This is a genomic window from Amycolatopsis sp. NPDC031561 (assembly GCF_055580625.1).
In genome coordinates, this window is sequence record NZ_JBVILA010000001.1 from 1,031,451 (window position 1) to 1,051,682 (window position 20,232).

Here is a 20,232-nt window from a genome sequence, read left to right on the forward strand (position 1 = left end):
CCCTTTCCTGGTCGGCTCGGTCGTCCGTGGGGGGGGGGGAGGGAAAGGGGTGGTGGGTGGGGGGGGGGGGGGGGGTGGTGTTTTTTTTTTTTCCCCCCCCCCCCCCCCCCCCACGACCAACCCGACCCACACGGCCTGAACCTTCAGCCCCGGCCAGGAACAGGGTCACCCAGCACAACATCCGCCCCACGCCCGACGCCGAAAACGGCACGAGCACGCCACGTTTGCTCTTCTCCTCAATAGAACCCGCATCGCCACTCACGACCCCCCGTCGCAAAGCGCGCATATGGGCATCAATCAGACATTTGGTCGCTTCAAAGTGTCCCGAGTGGACAGTCAACCAACCTGGCCGGCGTCTAGTCCGCCACGGCGTCGGAGATCCAGGGCGCCACCGGCAGGTCCCGGTCCAGGCATTCCGCCGACAGTCGGATCGTCCAGCGCAGCGCCTGCAGCACCAGGCTGTCGACCTCGTCCGGCGCGGCGTTGGCGAGCGCGATCTCGACCTGTTCCTGCGCGGCCTCGCTGTTGCCGTGCACCTCGGCCAGCAGGGTGCGCACGGCGGTCCGCACGGGAGGATCGGCCTGGTCGATCGAGACCTCTTCACCGTCCTCGTCGAACACCTGCACCTTGACCGGCGCACTTCCTCCATCACCCAGTGTCGACACCATGGCGCTGCATTCGCCGAAGAGCATCATCACGAGCTCTTTGGTCTCTTCGGACCGGGCTTGCGGCTCGACGGCAGTCGGCGCGAGCTCGTCGAGCGCCTCGGCGTCCTCCCCGAGGCTGATCGCCACGAGCGCACGCTGCGCCTTTTCGACGAGCCTCCGCTCGTACTCGCTCCTGTCCGGCTCCACGTGCCTATCAAACACCAGAGGACGGAAAAGTGGGGATAGGCCGAAACCCGGACGTGGTCACTTCGCGGAGTGCAGTGCACCCAGCGCGAGACGGCAGAGCATTTCGGCCAGTTCGCTGTCACCGAGATGGCGGTTGTACGGCGTCGAGTTGATCAGCCCGAAGACCGCGTGCGCCGCGGAGCGCGCCTGGCGCTCACCGATCCCGGGGACGGCGTCGCTGATCGCGCGCACCCAGACCTCGACGTACTGACGCTGCATGGCGCGGACCTGCTTACGGTCACTGTCGGTGAGATTGGCGAGATTCCGCTCTTGGACGGTGATCAGCGCGGGATGCGCGAGCGCGAAGTCCACGTGAAAATTCACGAGTGCTTCGAGAACCTCACCCGGCTCGTCCCGCTGGCTTGCCCTGGCAGTCCCACCGTCGAGGAGGTAGCGGCTGATCGAGTTCAGCATCTCGCCGAGAATGGCGTCCTTGCTGCGGAAATGCCGGTACAGGGCCGGACCGGAGATGCCGACCGCCGCGCCGATGTCATCGATGCCGACACCGTGGAAACCGTGGTGGGCGAAGAGTTCGGCGGCGGCGGCCATGATCTGTTCGCGCCTGTTCGCCTTCTCGCCGTTCACGAGTGGGGTGGGGTTCGCCGGCATCTGGCCATATTAGGGCCGCGTGTTAGCGAGCGCTAACACGCGGCCGTACTTCCAGCCTGGGCCAAGCGGGTTACCTGGGGAAATGACCCTTTTGTGTCGAGCTACCACCTGGTAATGCTGTGTCTCGTTAACTTGTCACGAAGGAGTGACCATGGCCGTCCCTGCTCGGATCAAAGCTCTTTCCTTCACTCGTTTAGGTGCGGCCCTGGGGGTCGCTGTCCTTGCCACGTTCGGGCTCGCCGGTACCGCTCAAGCGGCGACCAACTACGTGGCGCTCGGTGACTCGTACTCGTCCGGCGTCGGTGCCGGCAGTTACGGGAACTCGGGCGACTGCATGCGCAGTGCCAACTCCTACCCCCAGCTGTGGGCCAACGCCCACGCCGGGACCTCGTTCAAGTTCGTCGCGTGCTCGGGGGCGCGCACCGGCGACGTACTCAGCCAGGCCGCCAACGTCACGTCCGGCACCACGCTGGTGACGGTGTCGGTCGGCGGCAACGACGCCGGGTTCGCCGACGTCATGACCACCTGCACCACCGGCAGCGACCAGACCTGCATCAACCGGGTCAACACCGCGAAGAACTACGTCAACAACACGCTGCCGGGGCTGTTGAACAACGTCTACAGCACGATCAAGTCGAAGGCGCCCAGCGCGAAGCTGGTCGTCCTCGGGTACCCGCGCTTCTACACGGTGCCGGGTTCGTGCTCGGTCGGGCTGAGCGACACCAAGCGCTCGGCGATCAACTCGGGCTCCGACGCGCTGGCGTCGGTGCTCTCGGCCCGTGCCTCCGCGCACGGTGCGAAGTTCGTCGACGTGCGGGGTGCCTTCACCGGGCACAACATCTGCTCGTCGGCCAACGACTACCTGCACAGCCTCACCTGGCCGATCGTGAACTCGTACCACCCGACGGCCACCGGTCAGCGCGGTGGCTACTACAACCCGCTGGTCTCCGCGATCGGCTGACGTTTTGCGCGTGAAGGCCCCCTTCCCTCGGCTGATCATTCAAACCCATGGCCGAGGGAAGGGGGCCTTCACGCGCATCCGGGGTGCGGTGGACAAGTGAGGTTAGTGGCCGTTAACCTACGGGAGCGAGTTAACGACGGCTAACTTGGCGACGAGGAGCCATGGACACACCCGTACTGAGCACTTCCGCCGACCCCGGCAGCGACGAATACGCCCGCAGCGTCACCTCCCACGCCGAACTGGTCGAGGACCTGCACAAGCGTCTCGACGCGGCCCGGCTCGGAGGCCCGGAGAAGTCCCGCACCCGGCACGTCGAACGGGGGAAACTCCTGCCACGCGACCGGGTCGACACCCTCCTCGACCCGGGATCGCCGTTCCTGGAGCTGTCCCCGCTGGCCGCCACCGGACTGTACGACGACGAGGCGCCGTCGGCCGGGATCATCACCGGGATCGGGCGGGTCTCGGGCCGCGAATGCGTGATCGTCGCCAACGACGCCACGGTCAAGGGCGGCACCTACTACCCGATGACCGTCAAGAAGCACCTGCGCGCCCAAGAGGTCGCGCTGCACAACAATCTGCCGTGCGTCTACCTGGTGGACTCCGGCGGCGCGTTCCTGCCGAGGCAGGACGAGGTCTTCCCGGATCGTGAACACTTCGGCCGGATCTTCTTCAACCAGGCGACCATGTCCGCGCGCGGGATCCCGCAGATCGCGGCGGTGCTCGGATCCTGCACCGCGGGTGGCGCGTACGTCCCGGCGATGAGCGACGAAGCGGTCATCGTGCGGAACCAGGGCACGATCTTCCTCGGCGGCCCGCCGCTGGTGAAGGCCGCGACCGGCGAGGTCGTCACGGCCGAGGAACTCGGCGGCGGCGACGTCCACTCGCGCCAGTCCGGTGTCACCGACCATCTGGCCGAGGACGACGCGGATGCCCTGCGCATCGTTCGCTCGATCGTGTCTACTTTGGGGCCGCGCGCGCCGCGCCCGTGGGACGTCCTCCCGACCGAGGTCCCGGTCGCCGACCCGAACGAGCTGTACGGCGTCGTCCCGACCGACCCGCGCGTGCCCTACGACGTCCGCGAGGTCATCGCGCGGATCGTCGACGGCAGCCGGTTCGGCGAGTTCAAGAAGGAGTACGGCTCGACGCTGGTCACCGGGTTCGCCCGGATCCACGGCCACCCCGTCGGCATCATCGCGAACAACGGCGTGCTGTTCGCCGAGTCCGCGATGAAGGGCGCGCACTTCATCGAACTGTGCGACAAACGCTCGATCCCGCTGCTGTTCCTGCAGAACATCACCGGTTTCATGGTCGGCAGGGCCTACGAGGCCGGCGGCATCGCCAAGCACGGCGCGAAGATGGTCACCGCGGTGGCCTGCGCGCGGGTGCCGAAGCTGACCGTCGTCATCGGCGGCTCGTTCGGCGCGGGCAACTATTCGATGTGCGGCCGCGCGTACTCGCCCCGGTTCCTGTGGATGTGGCCGAACGCGCGGATCTCGGTGATGGGCGGTGAGCAGGCGGCGTCGGTGCTTTCGACCGTCCGCCGGGACGCCATCGAATCCCGGGGCGGCGAATGGTCCACGGAGGACGAAGAGGCCTTCAAGGACCCGATCCGCGAGCAGTACGAGGCGCAGGGCAGCCCGTACTACTCGACGGCGCGGCTGTGGGACGACGGTGTGATCGACCCGGCGGACACCCGCACGGTGCTCGGCCTCGCGCTGTCCGCGACGGCCAACGCGCCACTTTCCGATGTCAACTACGGCGTTTTCCGGATGTGAGCGCGACGATGCAGAGGATCGCCCGACCCGGCCGAAGCCGGCGCGCACCCCGTCCGCAGGACTCGCGAACGTGGAGGCAGGCCGCCCTGATCACGCGAATTGAGTGCGAATCGACAGCGAGCGGCCTGGCTACGCGTTCGCGATCGCGCGCCGCCGGAAAACACAGGATGTGAGCATGTTCGACACGGTTCTGGTCGCCAACCGCGGGGAGATCGCCGTCCGCGTGATCCGTTCGCTGCGGGGTCTCGGCATCCGCTCGGTCGCGGTGTACAGCGACGCGGACGCCGACGCCCGGCACGTCCGCGAGGCGCACACCGCGGTCCGCATCGGCCCCGCCGAAGCGGCGAAAAGCTATCTGTCCATCCCGGCGATCGTCCAGGCGGCGCTCGACACGGGCGCGCAGGCGGTGCACCCCGGCTACGGTTTCCTCGCGGAGAACGCGGAATTCGCCCGCGCCTGCGCGAAAGCCGGGCTGGTCTTCATCGGCCCGCCGGTCGAGGCCATCGACGCCATGGGCGACAAGATCCGCGCCAAGGCGACGGTGTCCAAGGCCGGCGTCCCGGTGGTACCCGGCGCGTCCGATGTGGACATTCCCGAGGGTGGTTTCGCCGCCGCCGCGGAGAGGGTCGGCTACCCCCTGCTGATCAAGCCGTCCGCCGGTGGCGGCGGCAAGGGCATGCGGCTGGTGAACGCGACGTCCGAACTGGACGCCGCCGTGGAATCCGCTCGCCGTGAGGCCAAGGGTTCCTTCGGTGACGACACCCTGCTGATCGAGCGGTTCGTCACCACGCCGCGCCACATCGAGATCCAGGTGCTCGCCGACACCCACGGCAACGTGATCCACCTCGGCGAGCGCGAGTGCAGCCTGCAGCGGCGGCATCAGAAGATCATCGAAGAAGCCCCATCGGTCCTGCTGGACGAGGCGACGCGCGCGAAGATGGGCGCGTCCGCGGTCGAGGCCGCCCGGTCTGTCGGCTACGTGGGCGCGGGAACGGTCGAGTTCATCGTGTCGGCCAAGGCGCCCGACGAGTTCTTCTTCATGGAGATGAACACGCGGCTGCAGGTCGAGCATCCGGTGACCGAACTGGTGACCGGGCTCGATCTCGTCGAATGGCAGGTCAAGATCGCCGCGGGCGACGTGCTCACCGTGTCGCAGGACGACGTCCGGCTGGACGGCCACGCCATCGAAGCCCGTGTCTACGCCGAGGATCCCGCTCGAGGCTTCATTCCCACGGGCGGGACCGTGCTCGCGGTCCACGAACCGTCCGGTGAGGGCGTGCGCGTCGACTCGTGGATGAGCGAGGGCGCGGTCATCGGCTCGAACTACGACCCGATGCTGGCCAAGGTCATCGCCTGGGGACCGGACCGCGCGGCCGCGCTGCACCGGCTCGATCTGGCGCTCGCCGACACCGCGCTGCTCGGCCTCGGCACGAACGTCGCGTTCCTGCGCGGGCTCCTCGCCGACGGCGACGTCCGCGACGGCAAGCTCGACACCGGCCTCGTCGACCGGCAACTGTCCACTTTGGTCTCCGAAGAGGTGCCGCCGGAGTTCTTCGTGGCCGCCGCGCTCGACAGGCTGCTTTCCTTGCAGCCGCAGGGATCGGTCATCGACCCCTGGGACGTTCCCGACGGCTGGCGGCTCGGCGCGTCCGGCGGGATCGACTTCGCTTTGAAGTCGGGAAGTTCCGAAGCCGTCGTGCGGGTGCAGGGCACCCCGGCGAACGCGCTCGTTAGCGTCGACGGCGCCGAGGCCGTGCGGGTTTCCGCGCGGCGCGAGGGCGACCTGCTGGAAGTCCGGCACCCCACCGGTTTCCACCGCTACCGGCACGCCGCCGGCCGCGGGAAGACCGTCTGGCTCGCGCGGGACGGCCACAGCTTCGCGATCGGTGAGCGGGAAAGGCTGCGGGCGGCCGCCGGTGCCGCGGGCGGCGCCGGACCGGTCACCAGCCCGATGCCCGGCACCGTGCTCGTGGTCAAGGTCGCCGCGGGCGACGTCGTGAGCGCGGGAACGCCGCTCGTGGTCGTCGAGGCGATGAAGATGGAGCACACGATCACCGCGCCGATCGACGGCGTGGTCAGCGAACTCCCCGTCCGAGCGGGCCAACAGGTCGCGCTGGACGAAACCGTAGCCGTTGTGACACCCCAAAAGGATGGCCAATGATCGACTTTCGGCTGGATGACGAGTACGAGGCGCTGCGCAAGACGGTCGAGGAATTCGCGCGCTCCGAGGTCGCCCCGGTCATCGGCGACCTGTACGAACGGGAGGAGTTCCCGTACGAGATCGTCGCGAAGATGGCTGAGATGGGCCTGTTCGGGCTGCCCTTCCCCGAGGAGTACGGCGGCATGGGCGGCGACTACTTCGCGCTGTGCCTGACGCTGGAAGAACTGGCGCGCGTCGACTCGTCGGTCGCGATCACCGTCGAGGCCGGGGTCTCGCTGGGCGCCATGCCGATCCACCGGTTCGGCACTCAGGAGCAGAAGGAAAAGTGGCTCCCGGAGCTGTGCGCCGGGACCGCGCTCGGCGCTTTCGGGCTCACCGAACCCGGTGGCGGCTCGGACGCGGGCGCCACCCGCACGCGGGCGAAACTCGACGGCGACACCTGGGTGATCAACGGCAGCAAGTCGTTCATCACCAACTCCGGCACCGACATCACGAAACTGGTCACGGTCACCGCCGTCACCGACGTGAAGGAGAACGGGCGCAAGGAGATCTCGGCGATCATCGTCCCGTCCGGCACCCCGGGCTTCGCGGTGGCGCCGAAGTACTCCAAGGTCGGCTGGAACTGTTCGGACACCCACGAGCTCTCGTTCGACGACGTCCGCGTCCCGGCCGAGAACCTCGTCGGCGAACGCGGCCGCGGGTACGCCCAGTTCCTGTCCATTTTGGACGAAGGCCGGGTCGCGATCGCCGCGCTGAGCGTCGGGCTCGCGCAGGGCTGTGTGGACGAATGCCTGAAGTACGTCAAGGAGCGCGAGGCGTTCGGGCACAAGATCGGCGAATACCAGGCGATCCAGTTCAAGATCGCCGACATGGAGGTGCGCACGCACACCGCGCGGCTGGCGTACTACGCGGCGGCGTCGAAGATGCTGCGCGGTGAGCCGTTCAAGAAGGAGGCGTCGATCGCGAAGCTCGTCGCGTCGAACGCCGCCATGGACAACGCGCGCGAGGCGACGCAGATCTTCGGCGGGTACGGCTTCATGAACGAGTTCCCGGTGAGCAGGTTCTACCGGGACGCGAAGATCCTGGAGATCGGTGAAGGGACCTCGGAGGTGCAGCGGATGCTGATCGCGCGGCACCTCGGCGTCGCCTGACGATCCCTGACACCAGCCACGCGCGTCCGCGCGATGTTGTAGAACGGAAGGATGAGCGATTTCATCATCCGGCAGGGTGGTTCTGGGGACTTCCAAGCGTTGCTGGACATGTTCGACGAGGCCGTCGCGTGGCTGGTCGAACGGGGCAGTGAGGGTCAGTGGGGGACCGAGCCGTGGTCCACGATCCCGAAGCGGATCGAACGGGTGCGCGGGATCGCGGACGGGACGGGCCTGTACGTCGCCGAGGTCGGCGGCGAGGCGGCCGGGGCGATCGTCCTCGGTGACCGGTTCCCGCACGTCCCGCCGGTCGACGAGCCCGAGATCTACCTCGGCCTGCTGTTGACCTCGCGCCGGTTCGCCGGTCACCGGGTCGGCTCGCGGCTCGTCGAGTTCGCGCTGGCCGAGGCGCGGGAGCGCGGGATCGGGCTGGTGCGGGTCGACTGCTGGGCCGGTGGCGACGGTGACCTGCAGCGTTACTACGAAAGCCAGGGTTTCAAGCCGACCGAGCGCTTCGACGTCAACGGCTGGATCGGCCAGGTCTTCGAGCAGCGGCCGCTGATTTAGGCTCGGGAGCGCAGCTCCTCCGTTGAGGGTGGTGGCGGGGGCATGGATGGATGGCGTCCTCGCGGCTTCGGGTGCACCATAGTTGACATATCGCCAACAGTGCCCGGACAGCGGAGTCGCAGAGGAGCCCCCATGGCCAAGCGTGAACGTTCCCTCGCAGGCAAGGTCGTCGTGATCACCGGAGCGGCGCAGGGCATCGGGGCGAGTACCGCGAAGGCACTGGCCGGGCTCGGCGCCAAGGTGGTCATCGGCGACCTGGACCAGGTCCTCGCGGAGAAGACCGCGGCCGAGCTGGGCGCGGAGGCGCTGCCGCTCGACGTCACCGACACGAAGGGCTTCACCGAGTTCCTCGACGAGGTCGAGCGGCGCGTCGGCCCGATCGACGTGCTGATCAACAACGCGGGCATCATGCCGCTCGCGCCGCTCGACGAAGAGGACGACGCGGCCACCCGGCGACTGCTCGAGATCAACCTGCACGCCGTCATCCACGGCACCCGGGAAGCGGTCAAGCGCATGCGCCCGCGTGGCACCGGCCACATCGTCAACATCGCTTCGATGGCCGGTAAGGCCGGATTCCCCGGCGCCGCCACCTACTGCGCCACGAAACACGCCGTCGTCGGTTTATCGGAATCGGTGCATCTGGAACTGCACGGAACGGGCGTGCTGGTCTCGTGCGTGATGCCCGCCGTGGTGCGCACGGAGCTGGCCAGCGGGCTCGGCGAGGCGAAGTTCTTCAAATCGGTCCAGCCGGAAGATGTGGCGTACGCCATTGTCGATGCCTTGCGACGTCCCAAATTCGACGTCTTCGTTCCCGCGTCGCTGGACGCCATGGGCAGGATCACACGACTGCTCCCGCGCCGCTTCGGCGAAGGGCTGCTCCGTGCCCTGGGTGGCGACAAGATTTTGTCCTCCGCAACGCATTCCAGTGCTCGCGAGGAGTACGAATCGCGTGCCGCGAGGAGTGCCCCGGCGGCGGAAAAGGGCGCCGGTTCTTAGCTCGGACGGCCTAACAACCGTCCGAAGTGGACGGCCTGGGGCGGCGACGGTGTTGAGTAGTGCGCCCGTACGCGGCAAGATTGCCCATTACCGCGTTCATCCCTCCAGGAGGCACCTCATGGCAACACCCCCGGCACGGCTCGCCGCCGCCGCGTCGAACGTCGTCGGGAAGGTGCTGAACGGTGGTGTAGCCGATCTCCGCCCGGTGCCGCGGGTCCTGATCGACCAGGGTCCCAACCGCTCGGTGTACCGGCTGACGAACGGCAAAGCCCCGGCGTCCGGCCCGCCCGTGCTGCTGGTGCCGCCGCTCGCCGCGCCCGCCCTGTGCTTCGACCTGCGGCGCGGCTGCAGCCTCGCCGAGCACCTGGTCGACGAAGGCCGCAACACCTACCTGGTCGATTACGGCAACGTCGCGTTCTCCGACCGGCGCCTGGGCATCGAGCACTGGATCGACGAGGTCCTCCCGCGCGCGATCCGCAAGGTCAGCGAGGACGCCGGCGGCCAGCCCGTCCACGTCATCGCCTGGTGCCTCGGCGGGATCTTCTCCTTGCTGACCGCGGCCGACCAGCCCGACCTGCCGATCGAGTCGATCGCGACCATCGCGTCGCCGTTCGACTTCACCGCGATCCCGCTGATCGCCCCGTTCCGCCCGCTGGTGGACCTCACCGGCGGGCACCTGCTGACCCCGATCTACCGCGTGCTCGGCGGCGCACCGTCCTATTTGGTCAGCAGGGTCTTCCGCGCGACCGGGATCAGCAAGGAGATCACCAAGCCGCTGGCCATCCTGAAGAATCTCGATGACCGGGACTACCTGGCGCAGATCGAGGCCGTCGACCACTTCATGGACAACATGATCGCCTACCCCGGGCGCACGTTCGGCCAGATCTACCACCGGTTCTTCCGCGCCAACGACCTCGCCGAGGGCACCGTCGACCTCAACGGCCGCATCATCGCGCTGTCCGGCGTCAAGGTGCCGACCCTGATCATCGCCGGGCAGAACGACACGATCGCCCCGCGCGCGGCCGTCGAACGGCTCACCGGACTGCTGGACAACTCGCCGTCGGTGACCTTCAAGACGGCGCCAGGCGGGCACCTGGGCGTCCTCACCGGCCGGAAGGCCCGCGGGACCACGTGGCGCTACCTCGACCGCTTCCTCGACGAACAGGCCGCCTGAGTCTCAGTCCGCGAGCTCCTCGTCCTTGCGCTGGGTGGTCATCGCGCTGCGCATCGACTGGCGCGGCGCGATCATGTCGACCATTTCGGTGATCTGGCGCCAGGCGTCGGTGATCTCGGCGGTCGCGCGGTCGCGTTGCAGGACGATCGTGGACAGCGCCAGCGCCGTCATCCCGACGGTGGCGTCGAAGGCCTGTACGTGCAGCATGCGAGGGACGAGCGCATACGAACCGTAGGGGCCGAGCCCGTTCACGGCGGCGAAGATCGTGAAGGTGCAGACGCACAAGGAGCACAGCATCGCCCCTGCCTGCCGGAAACGCAGCGCGGCCCAGACGAGCACCGGGAAGACCAGGAACAGCTTGGCCGGGGTGGTGGACGCGAGGAGCGCCGTGCCGGTGCCCACGATCGCCAACGCGATCGCTTCGCCCCAGCGCGCCGGGGAGACTCGCGTCGGCAGTCGGAACCTCGGCACCAGGAGCAACAGGGGAGTGACCGTCAGGACACCCATCGCGTCGCCGGTCCACCACACGAGCGCCGTGGCCCAGAAGTCCGCGGGGCTCAGCGCGCCGTCGAGGACCAGCACGCCGGTGCCCAGCACGGCGCTGACGGTCGTGCCCCCGAACGCCCCGACCACCACCAGGAGGACGGCGTCGGGGAGCCGGTCGAGCTGCTTGCGGAAACCCAGCCGGCGCATCACGGCGTAGGCCAGCATCGGGCCGAGCGTGTTCCCCGTGGAGATCACCAGGACCGTGAGGAGAGACGGGCCGAGGGCGATGTTCGTCAGGAGGGCGCCGAGGAAGATCCCCGGCCAGAACCGCGGCCCCAGCAAGATCGGCACCGCCAGCGCGACGCCGGCCGCCGGCCACAGCGGTGAGATCTGGTCCCGCACGATCGCCCACTGGATGCCGATCTGGCCCGCCGCGAAGTAGCAGATCGTGACGCCGAGGACGATGAGGCACCACTGTGCGGCAGGGGAGAACTGTCGAGCGGCGAGTCTCATCGCGACTCCGGCCTTGGCGGGCGGGGGAAGGTACGAGAGTACCTCCGCCCGGACGTCGGGGCGGTTCACTTGATGGTGTTGTCGTGATGATGGAGTTTGTTGGGAATAAACAGGAAAGGGGCCCGTGCAGCTGCACGGGCCCCTTCACGGCACTTCGGGTTCTACTTGAGCTCGGAGCTCGTCTTGCCCAGGATCCGGCGAGCCACGATCAGCTGCTGGATCTGCTGCGTACCCTCGAAGATGTCCAGGATCTTCGCGTCCCGGCTCCACTTCTCCAGCAGCGATTCCTCGGTGTAGCCCAAGGTTCCGGCCAGCTCGACACACTTCAGCGTGATCTCGACGACCGACCGGCCCGCCTTCGCCTTGGCCATCGAGGCCTGCAGCGAGTTCGGCTTGCGGTTGTCGGCCATCCACGCCGATTCCATGGTCAGCAGGTACGCCGCTTCGTAGTCGGCTTCCAGTTGCAGGAATGTGGCCGCCGCCGCGTGCTGGCTGTGGACGGGCTTGTCGTAGTCGATGGTCACTCCGGCGTCCGTGAGGATCTTCCGCGTCTCCTCCAGCGCCGCGCGGGCGACGCCGATGGCCATGGCGGCGACCAGCGGGCGGGTGTTGTCGAAGGTCTGCATGACCCCGGCGAAACCCTTGGCGGTGTCGATCTCCGGTGTGCCGAGGAGGTTCTCCACGGGCACGCGGACGTTCTCGAAGCGCAGCACGGCGGTGTCGGAGGCGCGGATGCCGAGTTTGTGCTCGACGCGCACCACCTCGAAACCGGGCGTGCCCTTCTCGACGACGAACGACTTGATCGCCGCGCGGCCCTTCGTCTTGTCCAGAGTGGCCCAGACGACGACGGCGTCGGCGCGCTCGCCCGCGGTCACGAAGATCTTCTCGCCGTTGATCACGTACTCGTCGCCGTCGAGGCGCGCGGTGGCGGTGATCGCGGCCGAGTCCGAGCCGCAGTCCGGTTCGGTGATCGCCATCGCGGCCCACAGCCCGGAGAACTTCTTGAGCTGTTCGTCCGTGGCGACCGAACCGATCGCGGCGTTCCCGAGGCCCTGACGCGGCATCGACAGGAGCAGACCGACGTCGCCCCAGCACATCTCGATCGTGCCGAGCACGATGTTCAGGTTGGACCCGTTGCGGTTGCCCGGCTTCTCGTTCTTTTCGGACCGGCGGACACCCGCCGCGCCCGCGCCGCCCTCGCCGGAGGAGTTCAGCCCGTCCAGCAGTGCGGCGAACATGTCGAGCTCGGCGGGATAGGTGTGCTCGGCGCGGTCGTACTTGCGCGAGATCGGCCGGAACACCTCGGCCGCGGCCTGGTACGCCTGGTTGATCAGGGTGCCGGCCTTCTTCGGAACCTCAAGGTTGATCATGATTGCCTTTCGAAAGTCCTAGAGAAGGACGGCGCCTTCCATGACGCCGATCGCGCGGAGGTCGCGGTACCAGCGTTCGACGGGGTGCTCCTTGACGAAGCCGTGTCCGCCGAGCAGCTGTACTCCGGCGCTGCCGATCTGCATTCCCTTGTCGGCGGCCAGTTTCCGGGCCAGCGCGACCTCGCGGGCGTACGGCTTGCCCTGTTCGGCGCGAGCGGCGGCGCGCAACGCGACCAGCCGCAGTCCTTCCAGCTCGATGGCGATGTCGGCCACCGAGAACGCGACGGCCTGCCGGTGACTCACCGGTTCGCCGAACGCCTTGCGCTCGTTGACGTAAGGCACCACGTAGTCGAGGACGGCCTTCGCGGTACCGGCGGCCAGCGCGGCCCAGCCGAGGCGCGAGAGCCGGACGACCTCGGTGAAGACCTCGGCCTTGCCGCCGCCGAGCAGTGCTCCGGCGGGCAGGGCGACCTTCTCCAGGTGCAGCTTCCCGGTCGCCGCACCGCGCAGGCCCATCGCCGGTTCGGTCTCGATGGTGACGCCCGCGTTGGACGACTCCACGAGGAACAGCGCGGGACCGCGGCCTTCGAGGTCGGCCGACACGATGAACAGTTCGGCGTCCGCGGCACGCGGGACCAGCGACTTCACGCCGTCGAGCTGGTAGCCCTTCGGAGTGCGGCGGGCCTTGGTGGCGGGCTTGAACGGGTCGAACAAGGCCGTCCGCTCCTGCAGCGCGAGCGCCGCGGCCGGGACGTTCTCGCCGACGAACGCGGGCAGGTAGTCCGCCTGCTGCTGCTCGTCGCCGTAGGACACCAGCGCGGTGCTGACCGCGGACGGCGCGAGTACCGCGACCGCCAGCCCGAGGTCGCCGTGCGCGAGGGCCTCGGCGACCAGCGCGTTCGTGACGACCGACCGTTCGGTGCCGATGCCGCCCAGCTCCTCGGGGATGCCGACGAGCGAAATCCCGAGTTCGGCGGCGCGGCTCAGCAGGCCTTCGGGGGCCTGGAGCTTCGCGTCGGCGTCGGCCGCGGCGGGCCGCAGCTGTTCGGCCGCGAACTCCGTCACGGTCTCGACGATGAGCTGCTGGTCCTCACTCGGGGTGAGGTCGAACAGTCCCGTGTCCTCGGCCGGCGCGAGCCGCGCGGGCTTGCCGAGCTTCTGGGCGGACTTGAACGTCCGTCCCGCCGCGCCCGCGACCCGGAAGCCGTTGCGCGTCCCGGCACTGACCAGGTTCTGCACGGGCTTCCGAAGTCCGGCCCGTTCAATGACCTTGCTCCCGGCCAGCCGGGTGAGCGCGGACAGGCCGAAGCCCATCGCATCTCGTTTCCTAGGCGCACCCACGGTGAGTCTCCCTGCCTCGCTTACCTACTCGTGAGTAGGTTAACTCCCTTGGGGCCGATGCGCTACTAGGGGGGAGGCGAACGTCACGCTCGTGAGTGATTTGGGTGGTGAGGGCGCCCGGATTGCTCAACGAGGTGAGGGGGCGTGGAGGCCGGTGGGGGCTGAAGGGGACTTTCCCCGCATCCCACTCGGTGAAGGGCGCCTTCGTCGCGTCGCACTCGGCGAAGGGCCCCTTCAGCCCAGGTCCGGCGTCTCGGCCAGCAGCCGCACCCGGGCCGCGCCCGCACGCTCGACGAGCACCAGTCCCACCGCCGCCGCGGCCACGACACCCACGAACACGATCGCCGGCACCAGTTCCAGCAACGGCGTCGCCGCCAGCAGGACGACCGCGAGCACCAGCCGCCGTACGTTCCAGGAGCCGAGGTTCCGCCGCCGCAGCCCGCTCAGCGCGATCAGGTACAGCGCGAGCCCGCCGGTGAGCGCCCAGATCGGCGTCCCGTGCAGTCCGTCGGAAAGGCTGTGGTGCTCCGTGTCGGACACGTACAGCAGCGACTTCTTCAGTCCCAGCGCCACGAGCACGATCCCGGCGATGAGCGGGAGGTGCAGGAACGTGTAGGTGTCCGTCCCGATCCGCACCCGCTCCACGCCCTCCGCGCGTTTGAGGTTGTGCTCGGAAACGTGCGCGACGACGGCGAAGTACATCCACCACATCGCCGATGCCAGCGTCAGCCCGAAAACGGCGGCCAGCGTGATCGGCCAGGACATTGGGTACGAGCTGATCCCGATGCCGATCGCCACGATCGACTCGCCGAGCGCGATGATCACGATCAGCCCGAACCGCTCGGCGAAGTGGCCCGGCTGGTGCAGCCGCCAGTCCGAGGAGCGCGTCCGGAAGACGTTGACGTAGTCGGCCAGCATCGCGACGGCCCAGATGCCGAGCTGGACCCAGCCGGAGAAGAACGCCGCGACGGTCAGCAGTGCCACGCTCGGCAGCAGTCCGACGAACATCTTCAGGACCACCTTGCGCAGGCCCGGATCCGTCCGGGCGGCGCCGAAGTACGCGACCAGGTGCAGCAGCCGCACGACGAAGTAGCAGCCGACGAACATCAGTGGCGCGTACAGGCCGCCGGGCAGGTCGGTGAACGCCTCCGGGATGGTCAGCGAGACGAGGAACATCGTCCCCATCGCGGCGAACATCGCCAGCTGGGCGATGCCCCGGTCGACGTGCAGGGTGTTGGCCAGCCAGGCGTAGGCGCACCAGCACCACCACAGGACGGCGATCATGGCCACCCCCTGCCCGATGCCGAGCGGGCTGAGATGATCGGCCATCAGCTGAGTGGTCTGGGTGATGGCGTAGACGAAGACCAGATCGAAGAAGAGCTCCAGCGGGGAGACCTTGTGGTCTTCGTCCCGGGTCACCAGATGCAGGGGCACGCGCACATCGTGCCCTTCACTCCTTTGCGGTACACGCGAGTTTGCTAAGAGCTGACTTTCAGGACAGCGTGCATCAGTGTCGTCAGCTCGGCCTCGATGTTCGGGCGGCCGTTGACCCGGCGGGTGCGAGCGAGGTCGTTCGCGATGGTCAGTGCCGCGTGGACGGTGATCTTCACTTCGCGCAGGCTCAGTTCCGGACGGACTTCCGAAGCCAGCGCGATCCAGCGCGCGACGTAGTCCCGCTGGACCCGGATCAGGTCCGCCTTGTCGCGTTCCGGCAACTCCATGGGGCTGCCGGAGAACGACACCAGCAGCTCGGGGGTGCGCAGCAGGGTGTGCACATAGGACGCCGCCAGCCTGCGCAGCGCGTCGCGTTCGTCGTCGGTCCGCAGCGCGCGTTCCGCGGCGAGCGCCAGTCTGTCGGCGGCGCGGTGCCCGATCGCCACCATCAGCGCGGCCTTGCTGGGGAAATGCCGGTAAACGCTGGGCCCGGCGATCCCGGCGGCCGCGCCGATCTCCTCCATGCTGACCGCGCGGAAGCCGCGCTGCCCGAACAGCTCGGTCGCGGCCGCGAGGATCTGCTCGCGCCGGGACGGCTCGCCGAGCGCGATCGACGGCGTCTCGGGGGACGGCTCGGCGGGCTCGGGCAGTGTGACATGCAGCACCGACTCCGCCAGCTGCACCAGGATCTGCGCGAAGCGTTTCTTCGCCACGGACGTGTGATGGACGGACACGCTGCCGAAGACGCTCAGCCCCGCCCAGCACAACAGCTCGGCGTCGTCCGCGGTCAGTTCGGGCCGCAGCGCGAGCAGTGCCTTGGACCACGCCGCGAGCACCGCGCCGGACCGGCGGCGGATCTCCCGGCGGCCTTCTTTCGGCAGATGCCTGCCCTCCCAACGCCACAGCGCGGCGACCTCACGCCGCTCCACGGCCTGCGCGGCGAGGGTGCCCAAAAGGGCGTTGACCTGGGCGGGGACCGGTGTGTCGAGGTCGGCGAGTGTCTCGAGGGTGGCCGCCTCCATGTCGTCGATGCCGGACAGCACGACGTAGGACAGCACCGCCTGCTTGTCCGCGAAATGGCGGTACAACGCGGGCCCGGTGATCCCGGCCGCGGCGGCGATGTCGTTGATGCCGACCCCGTGGAACCCGCGGGCGCGAAACAGCTCCGCGGCGAGGCCGGCCAGCTGGGCCTTGCGGTCGCGCGGTCGGGCTGAACGCTCGGTCGGGTGATCCATAGGTGAACCCACGATAGCGCGGGTTGCGTGCATCGCAACCCATTGACACCATGGGGTTATCGCGGTTTATGTTAATGACCATTAGCATGGCTACTGGCCGGTACGATCCGGCTGTGTTCATCCTTGATACAGCGCCGTACGCGGAGGAGTTTTTCTGTGAGTAGCGAGGCCTACATCTACGAGGCGATCCGTACGCCTCGCGGCAAGAACAAGGGCGGTGCCCTCCACGGCACCAAGCCGGTCGATCTCGTGGTCGGCCTCATCGAGGAACTGAAGGTCCGGCACCCGAACCTCGACCCTGCCGTGATCGACGACATCGTCCTCGGCGTGGTGTCCCCGGTCGGCGAGCAGGGCGCCGTGATCGCGCGCACCGCCGCGCTGAACGCGGGCCTGCCGGAAACGGTCGCGGGCGTACAGCTGAACCGCTTCTGCGCCTCCGGCCTCGAAGCCACCAACACCGCCGCGCAGAAGGTGCGCTCCGGCTGGGACCAGCTGATCATCGCCGGTGGCGTCGAGTCGATGTCGCGCGTGCCGATGGGCTCCGACGGCGGCGCGCTGTTCATGGACCCCGCCACCGCGTACGACAACTACATCGTCCCGCAGGGCACCGGCGCCGACCTGATCGCGACCATCGAGGGCTTCTCCCGCGAGGACGTCGACGCGTGGGCCGTGCGTTCGCAGGAGAAGGCCGAAGCGGCCTGGTCCGGCGGCTACTTCGCGAAGTCCGTCGTCCCGGTGAAGGACATCAACGGCGTCACGATCCTCGACCACGACGAGCACCGTCGCCCGGGCACCACCGTCGAGGGCCTCGGCAAGCTCAAGCCCGCCTTCGCCGGAATCGGTGAGCTGGGCGGCTTCGACGCTGTCGCGCTGCAGAAGTACCACTCGGTCGAGCGCATCGACCACGTTCACACCGGCGGCAACTCGTCCGGCATCGTGGACGGCGCCGCGGTGGTGCTGGTCGGCAACGAGCAGATCGGCAAGGACTTCGGCCTGACCCCGCGCGCCCGCATCGTGGCGACCGCGACCGTCGGCTCCGAGCCCACGATCATGCTCACCGGCCCGACCCCGGCCACCGAGAAGGTCCTCAAGATCGCCGGGCTCACCCCGGACGACATCGACCTGTGGGAGCTGAACGAGGCCTTCGCCTCGGTCGTCCTCAAGTGGATCAAGGACCTGCACCTCGACGAGGAGAAGGTCAACGTCAACGGCGGCGCCATCGCGATGGGGCACCCGCTGGGCGCTACCGGCGCGATGCTGGTCGGCACCGTCGTGGACGAGCTGGAGCGTCGTCAGGCGCGCCGCGCCCTGGTCACCCTGTGCATCGGCGGCGGCATGGGCGTCGCGACCATCATCGAGCGGGTCTGAGGAAGAGACAATGACTGAAGCGAAGACCATCCGCTGGGAGCAGGACGCCGACGGCATCGTCGTGCTCACCCTGGACGACCCGAAGCAGTCCGCCAACACGATGAACGCCGACTTCCGCGAGTCGCTCGGCGTAGTCGTGGACCGCCTTGAGGCGGAGAAGGACGGCATCACCGGTGTCGTCCTCACCTCGGCCAAGAAGACCTTCTTCGCCGGTGGTGACCTCAACGACCTGATCAAGGCCAAGCCGGAGAACGCGGCCGAGATCACCGAGAGCAGCGCCCTGATGAAGGGCCAGATGCGACGGCTCGAGCAGCTGGGCAAGCCGGTCGTGGCCGCCATCAACGGCGCCGCGCTCGGCGGCGGCCTCGAAATCGCGCTCGCGACGCACCACCGCATCGCGGCCGACGTCAAGGGCAGCCAGATCGGTCTCCCCGAGGTCACCCTCGGCCTGCTCCCCGGCGGCGGTGGCGTGGTCCGCACCGTGCGCCTGCTGGGCATCCAGAGCGCGCTGCTGAACGTCCTGCTGCAGGGCCAGCGGCACCGCCCGGCCAAGGCCAAGGAACTCGGCCTCGTGCACGAGCTCGTCGGCACCGTCGAGGAACTGGTCCCGGCCGCGAAGGCGTGGATCAAGGCCAACCCCGAGGGCGGCGTGCAGCCGTGGGACGTCAAGGGCTACAAGATCCCGGGCGGCACCCCGTCGAACCCGAGCTTCGCGGCGAACCTGCCCGCGTTCCCGGCGAACCTGCGCAAGCAGATCAAGGGCGCGAACATGCCCGCCCCGCGGGCGATCCTGGCCGCGGCCATCGAGGGTTCGACGGTCGACTTCGACACCGCGATCACCGTCGAGACCCGTTACTTCATCAGCCTCGCCACCGGCCAGGTCTCGAAGAACATGACGAAGGCGTTCTTCTTCGACCTCCAGAGCATCAACTCCGGCGGTTCGCGGCCGGACGGCTTCGAGAAGTACACGGCCAAGAAGGTCGGCGTCGTCGGCGCGGGCATGATGGGCGCCGCGATCGCGTACGTCTCGGCGAAGGCCGGTATCGACGTCGTGCTCAAGGACGTCACGCTCGAAGGCGCCGAAAAGGGCAAGGGCTACGCGGTCAAGCTCGAGGAGAAGGCTCTCTCCCGCGGCAAGACCACGCAGGAGAAGTCCGACGCGCTGCTGGCCAAGATCAAGCCGACCGACAAGGCGGAGGACTTCGCCGGCGTCGACTTCGTGATCGAGGCCGTCTTCGAGAGCGTCGAGCTGAAGCACAAGGTCTTCAAGGAGATCGAGGGCTTCGTCAACCCGGACGCCGTGCTGGGCTCGAACACCTCCACGCTGCCGATCACCTCGCTCGCCGAGGGCGTCCAGCGGACCGAGGACTTCATCGGGATCCACTTCTTCTCGCCGGTGGACAAGATGCCGCTGGTCGAGATCATCTGCGGTGAGAAGACTTCGCCCGCCACGCTGGCGAAGGTCTTCGACTACACGCTGCAGATCAAGAAGACCCCGATCGTCGTCAACGACAGCCGCGGCTTCTTCACCTCGCGCGTCATCGGCACGTTCATCAACGAGGCCGTCGCCGCGCTGGGCGAGGGTGTCGAGCCCGCGTCGATCGAGCAGGCCGGTGCGCAGGCCGGGTACCCGGCGCCGCCGCTGCAGCTGATGGACGAACTGACCCTGACGCTGCCGCGCAAGATCCGCAAGGAGACGCGCGAAGCGATCGAGGCCGCCGGCGGCACCTGGAACGGGCACGCGTCCGAGGGTGTCATCGACCGGATGGTGGAGGAATTCGACCGCAAGGGCCGCTCCACCGGCTCGGGCTTCTACGACTACGACGAGGCGGGCAAGCGGACCGGTCTCTGGCCGGGCCTGCGCGACGCGTTCAAGTCGGGCAGCGCCGAGGTTCCCTTCGAGGACCTCAAGGAGCGCATGCTGTTCGCCGAGGCGCTCGAGACCGTGAAGTGCTTCGACGAGGGTGTGCTGACCACCATCGCCGACGCCAACATCGGTTCGATCTTCGGCATCGGTTTCCCGGCGTGGACCGGCGGTGTCATCCAGTACATCAACCAGTACGAGGGTGGCCTGCAGGGCTTCGTCGACCGCTCGCGCCAGCTGGCCGAGCGCTACGGCGACCACTTCACCCCGCCCGCTTCGCTGGTCGAGAAGGCCGCGAAGGGCGAGATCTACGAGTAGGCCACTTCCCGGCCAGGCG

At 68.4% G+C, this 20,232-nt stretch carries 16 protein-coding genes; 9 read left to right on the forward strand and 7 right to left on the reverse strand.

From position 1 onward, the window contains the following. Window positions 1–356 precede the first annotated feature (356 nt). Window positions 357–854 carry a hypothetical protein gene (locus ACZ5IK_RS04990; protein ID WP_101610370.1) on the reverse strand — a complete coding sequence of 166 codons (498 nt, stop codon included), beginning with the start codon at window positions 852–854 and terminating at the stop codon, window positions 357–359. A 57-nt stretch (window positions 855–911) separates the two neighbouring features. Then, window positions 912–1,502, reverse strand: a complete 591-nt coding sequence (locus ACZ5IK_RS04995) for an SACE_7040 family transcriptional regulator (RefSeq protein ID WP_465486595.1) — start codon at window positions 1,500–1,502, stop codon at window positions 912–914. A gap of 151 nt (window positions 1,503–1,653) precedes the next feature. Between ACZ5IK_RS04995 and ACZ5IK_RS05000 the strand changes: the two genes are divergently transcribed. From ACZ5IK_RS05000 to ACZ5IK_RS05030, 7 genes are all read left to right on the forward strand, one after another. Next, entirely contained in the window at window positions 1,654–2,463 is an 810-nt protein-coding gene (locus ACZ5IK_RS05000; protein WP_465486596.1) for an SGNH/GDSL hydrolase family protein, read from the forward strand. A 161-nt stretch (window positions 2,464–2,624) separates the two neighbouring features. Next, window positions 2,625–4,238 (forward strand): carboxyl transferase domain-containing protein, encoded by a 1,614-nt coding sequence (locus tag ACZ5IK_RS05005; protein ID WP_465486597.1) that lies wholly within the window; start codon window positions 2,625–2,627, stop codon window positions 4,236–4,238. Between the two features lie 175 nt (window positions 4,239–4,413). Then, window positions 4,414–6,399: an acetyl/propionyl/methylcrotonyl-CoA carboxylase subunit alpha gene (locus ACZ5IK_RS05010; RefSeq protein ID WP_465486598.1), complete on the forward strand. Its 1,986-nt coding sequence runs from the start codon at window positions 4,414–4,416 to the stop codon at window positions 6,397–6,399. Beyond that, on the forward strand, window positions 6,396–7,550 hold the full coding sequence (locus tag ACZ5IK_RS05015; RefSeq protein WP_076159909.1) for an acyl-CoA dehydrogenase family protein: 1,155 nt from the start codon (window positions 6,396–6,398) through the stop codon (window positions 7,548–7,550). Before ACZ5IK_RS05010 ends, ACZ5IK_RS05015 begins: the two co-directional genes overlap by 4 nt. 51 nt (window positions 7,551–7,601) lie before the next feature. Further along, on the forward strand, window positions 7,602–8,114 hold the full coding sequence (locus ACZ5IK_RS05020; protein ID WP_465486599.1) for a GNAT family N-acetyltransferase: 513 nt from the start codon (window positions 7,602–7,604) through the stop codon (window positions 8,112–8,114). Between the two features lie 132 nt (window positions 8,115–8,246). Further along, complete coding sequence (locus ACZ5IK_RS05025; RefSeq protein ID WP_465486600.1) at window positions 8,247–9,110, forward strand: SDR family oxidoreductase; 864 nt, start codon at window positions 8,247–8,249, stop codon at window positions 9,108–9,110. 118 nt (window positions 9,111–9,228) lie between these two features. After that, window positions 9,229–10,284, forward strand: a complete 1,056-nt coding sequence (locus ACZ5IK_RS05030; RefSeq protein WP_465486601.1) for an alpha/beta fold hydrolase — start codon at window positions 9,229–9,231, stop codon at window positions 10,282–10,284. Window positions 10,285–10,287: 3 nt separating this feature from the next. Here ACZ5IK_RS05030 and ACZ5IK_RS05035 read toward each other — a convergent pair whose 3' ends face one another. From ACZ5IK_RS05035 to ACZ5IK_RS05055, 5 genes are all read right to left on the reverse strand, one after another. After that, on the reverse strand, window positions 10,288–11,352 hold the full coding sequence (locus tag ACZ5IK_RS05035; protein ID WP_465486602.1) for an MASE1 domain-containing protein: 1,065 nt from the start codon (window positions 11,350–11,352) through the stop codon (window positions 10,288–10,290). Between the two features lie 92 nt (window positions 11,353–11,444). Continuing rightward, entirely contained in the window at window positions 11,445–12,653 is a 1,209-nt protein-coding gene (locus ACZ5IK_RS05040; protein ID WP_101610361.1) for an acyl-CoA dehydrogenase family protein, read from the reverse strand. Between the two features lie 18 nt (window positions 12,654–12,671). Continuing rightward, entirely contained in the window at window positions 12,672–13,967 is a 1,296-nt protein-coding gene (locus ACZ5IK_RS05045; protein WP_101610360.1) for an acyl-CoA dehydrogenase family protein, read from the reverse strand. A 261-nt stretch (window positions 13,968–14,228) separates the two neighbouring features. Next, window positions 14,229–15,434 (reverse strand): low temperature requirement protein A, encoded by a 1,206-nt coding sequence (locus ACZ5IK_RS05050; protein ID WP_465486603.1) that lies wholly within the window; start codon window positions 15,432–15,434, stop codon window positions 14,229–14,231. A 38-nt stretch (window positions 15,435–15,472) separates the two neighbouring features. After that, window positions 15,473–16,663 carry a TetR/AcrR family transcriptional regulator gene (locus tag ACZ5IK_RS05055; RefSeq protein WP_465486604.1) on the reverse strand — a complete coding sequence of 397 codons (1,191 nt, stop codon included), beginning with the start codon at window positions 16,661–16,663 and terminating at the stop codon, window positions 15,473–15,475. Between the two features lie 156 nt (window positions 16,664–16,819). On the opposite strand from ACZ5IK_RS05055, the gene ACZ5IK_RS05060 reads away from it, so the two are divergent. After that, window positions 16,820–18,031, forward strand: a complete 1,212-nt coding sequence (locus ACZ5IK_RS05060; RefSeq protein WP_465486605.1) for an acetyl-CoA C-acetyltransferase — start codon at window positions 16,820–16,822, stop codon at window positions 18,029–18,031. A 10-nt stretch (window positions 18,032–18,041) separates the two neighbouring features. Then, window positions 18,042–20,213 (forward strand): 3-hydroxyacyl-CoA dehydrogenase NAD-binding domain-containing protein, encoded by a 2,172-nt coding sequence (locus ACZ5IK_RS05065; RefSeq protein WP_465486606.1) that lies wholly within the window; start codon window positions 18,042–18,044, stop codon window positions 20,211–20,213. Window positions 20,214–20,232 lie beyond the last annotated feature (19 nt).

Excerpts from the sequence above, each read along its gene's own strand:
- ACZ5IK_RS05005 (WP_465486597.1), top strand. The coding sequence starts at position 2,625 with ATGGACACACCCGTACTGAGCACTTCCGCCGACCCCGGCAGCGACGAA.
- ACZ5IK_RS05030 (WP_465486601.1), top strand. The coding sequence starts at position 9,229 with ATGGCAACACCCCCGGCACGGCTCGCCGCCGCCGCGTCGAACGTCGTC.
- ACZ5IK_RS05015 (WP_076159909.1), top strand. The coding sequence starts at position 6,396 with ATGATCGACTTTCGGCTGGATGACGAGTACGAGGCGCTGCGCAAGACG.
- ACZ5IK_RS05020 (WP_465486599.1), top strand. The coding sequence starts at position 7,602 with ATGAGCGATTTCATCATCCGGCAGGGTGGTTCTGGGGACTTCCAAGCG.
- ACZ5IK_RS05045 (WP_101610360.1), bottom strand. The coding sequence starts at position 13,967 with ATGGGCTTCGGCCTGTCCGCGCTCACCCGGCTGGCCGGGAGCAAGGTC.
- ACZ5IK_RS05055 (WP_465486604.1), bottom strand. The coding sequence starts at position 16,663 with ATGGATCACCCGACCGAGCGTTCAGCCCGACCGCGCGACCGCAAGGCC.
- ACZ5IK_RS05040 (WP_101610361.1), bottom strand. The coding sequence starts at position 12,653 with ATGATCAACCTTGAGGTTCCGAAGAAGGCCGGCACCCTGATCAACCAG.
- ACZ5IK_RS05025 (WP_465486600.1), top strand. The coding sequence starts at position 8,247 with ATGGCCAAGCGTGAACGTTCCCTCGCAGGCAAGGTCGTCGTGATCACC.
- ACZ5IK_RS05065 (WP_465486606.1), top strand. The coding sequence starts at position 18,042 with ATGACTGAAGCGAAGACCATCCGCTGGGAGCAGGACGCCGACGGCATC.
- ACZ5IK_RS05000 (WP_465486596.1), top strand. The coding sequence starts at position 1,654 with ATGGCCGTCCCTGCTCGGATCAAAGCTCTTTCCTTCACTCGTTTAGGT.
- ACZ5IK_RS05010 (WP_465486598.1), top strand. The coding sequence starts at position 4,414 with ATGTTCGACACGGTTCTGGTCGCCAACCGCGGGGAGATCGCCGTCCGC.
- ACZ5IK_RS04995 (WP_465486595.1), bottom strand. The coding sequence starts at position 1,502 with ATGCCGGCGAACCCCACCCCACTCGTGAACGGCGAGAAGGCGAACAGG.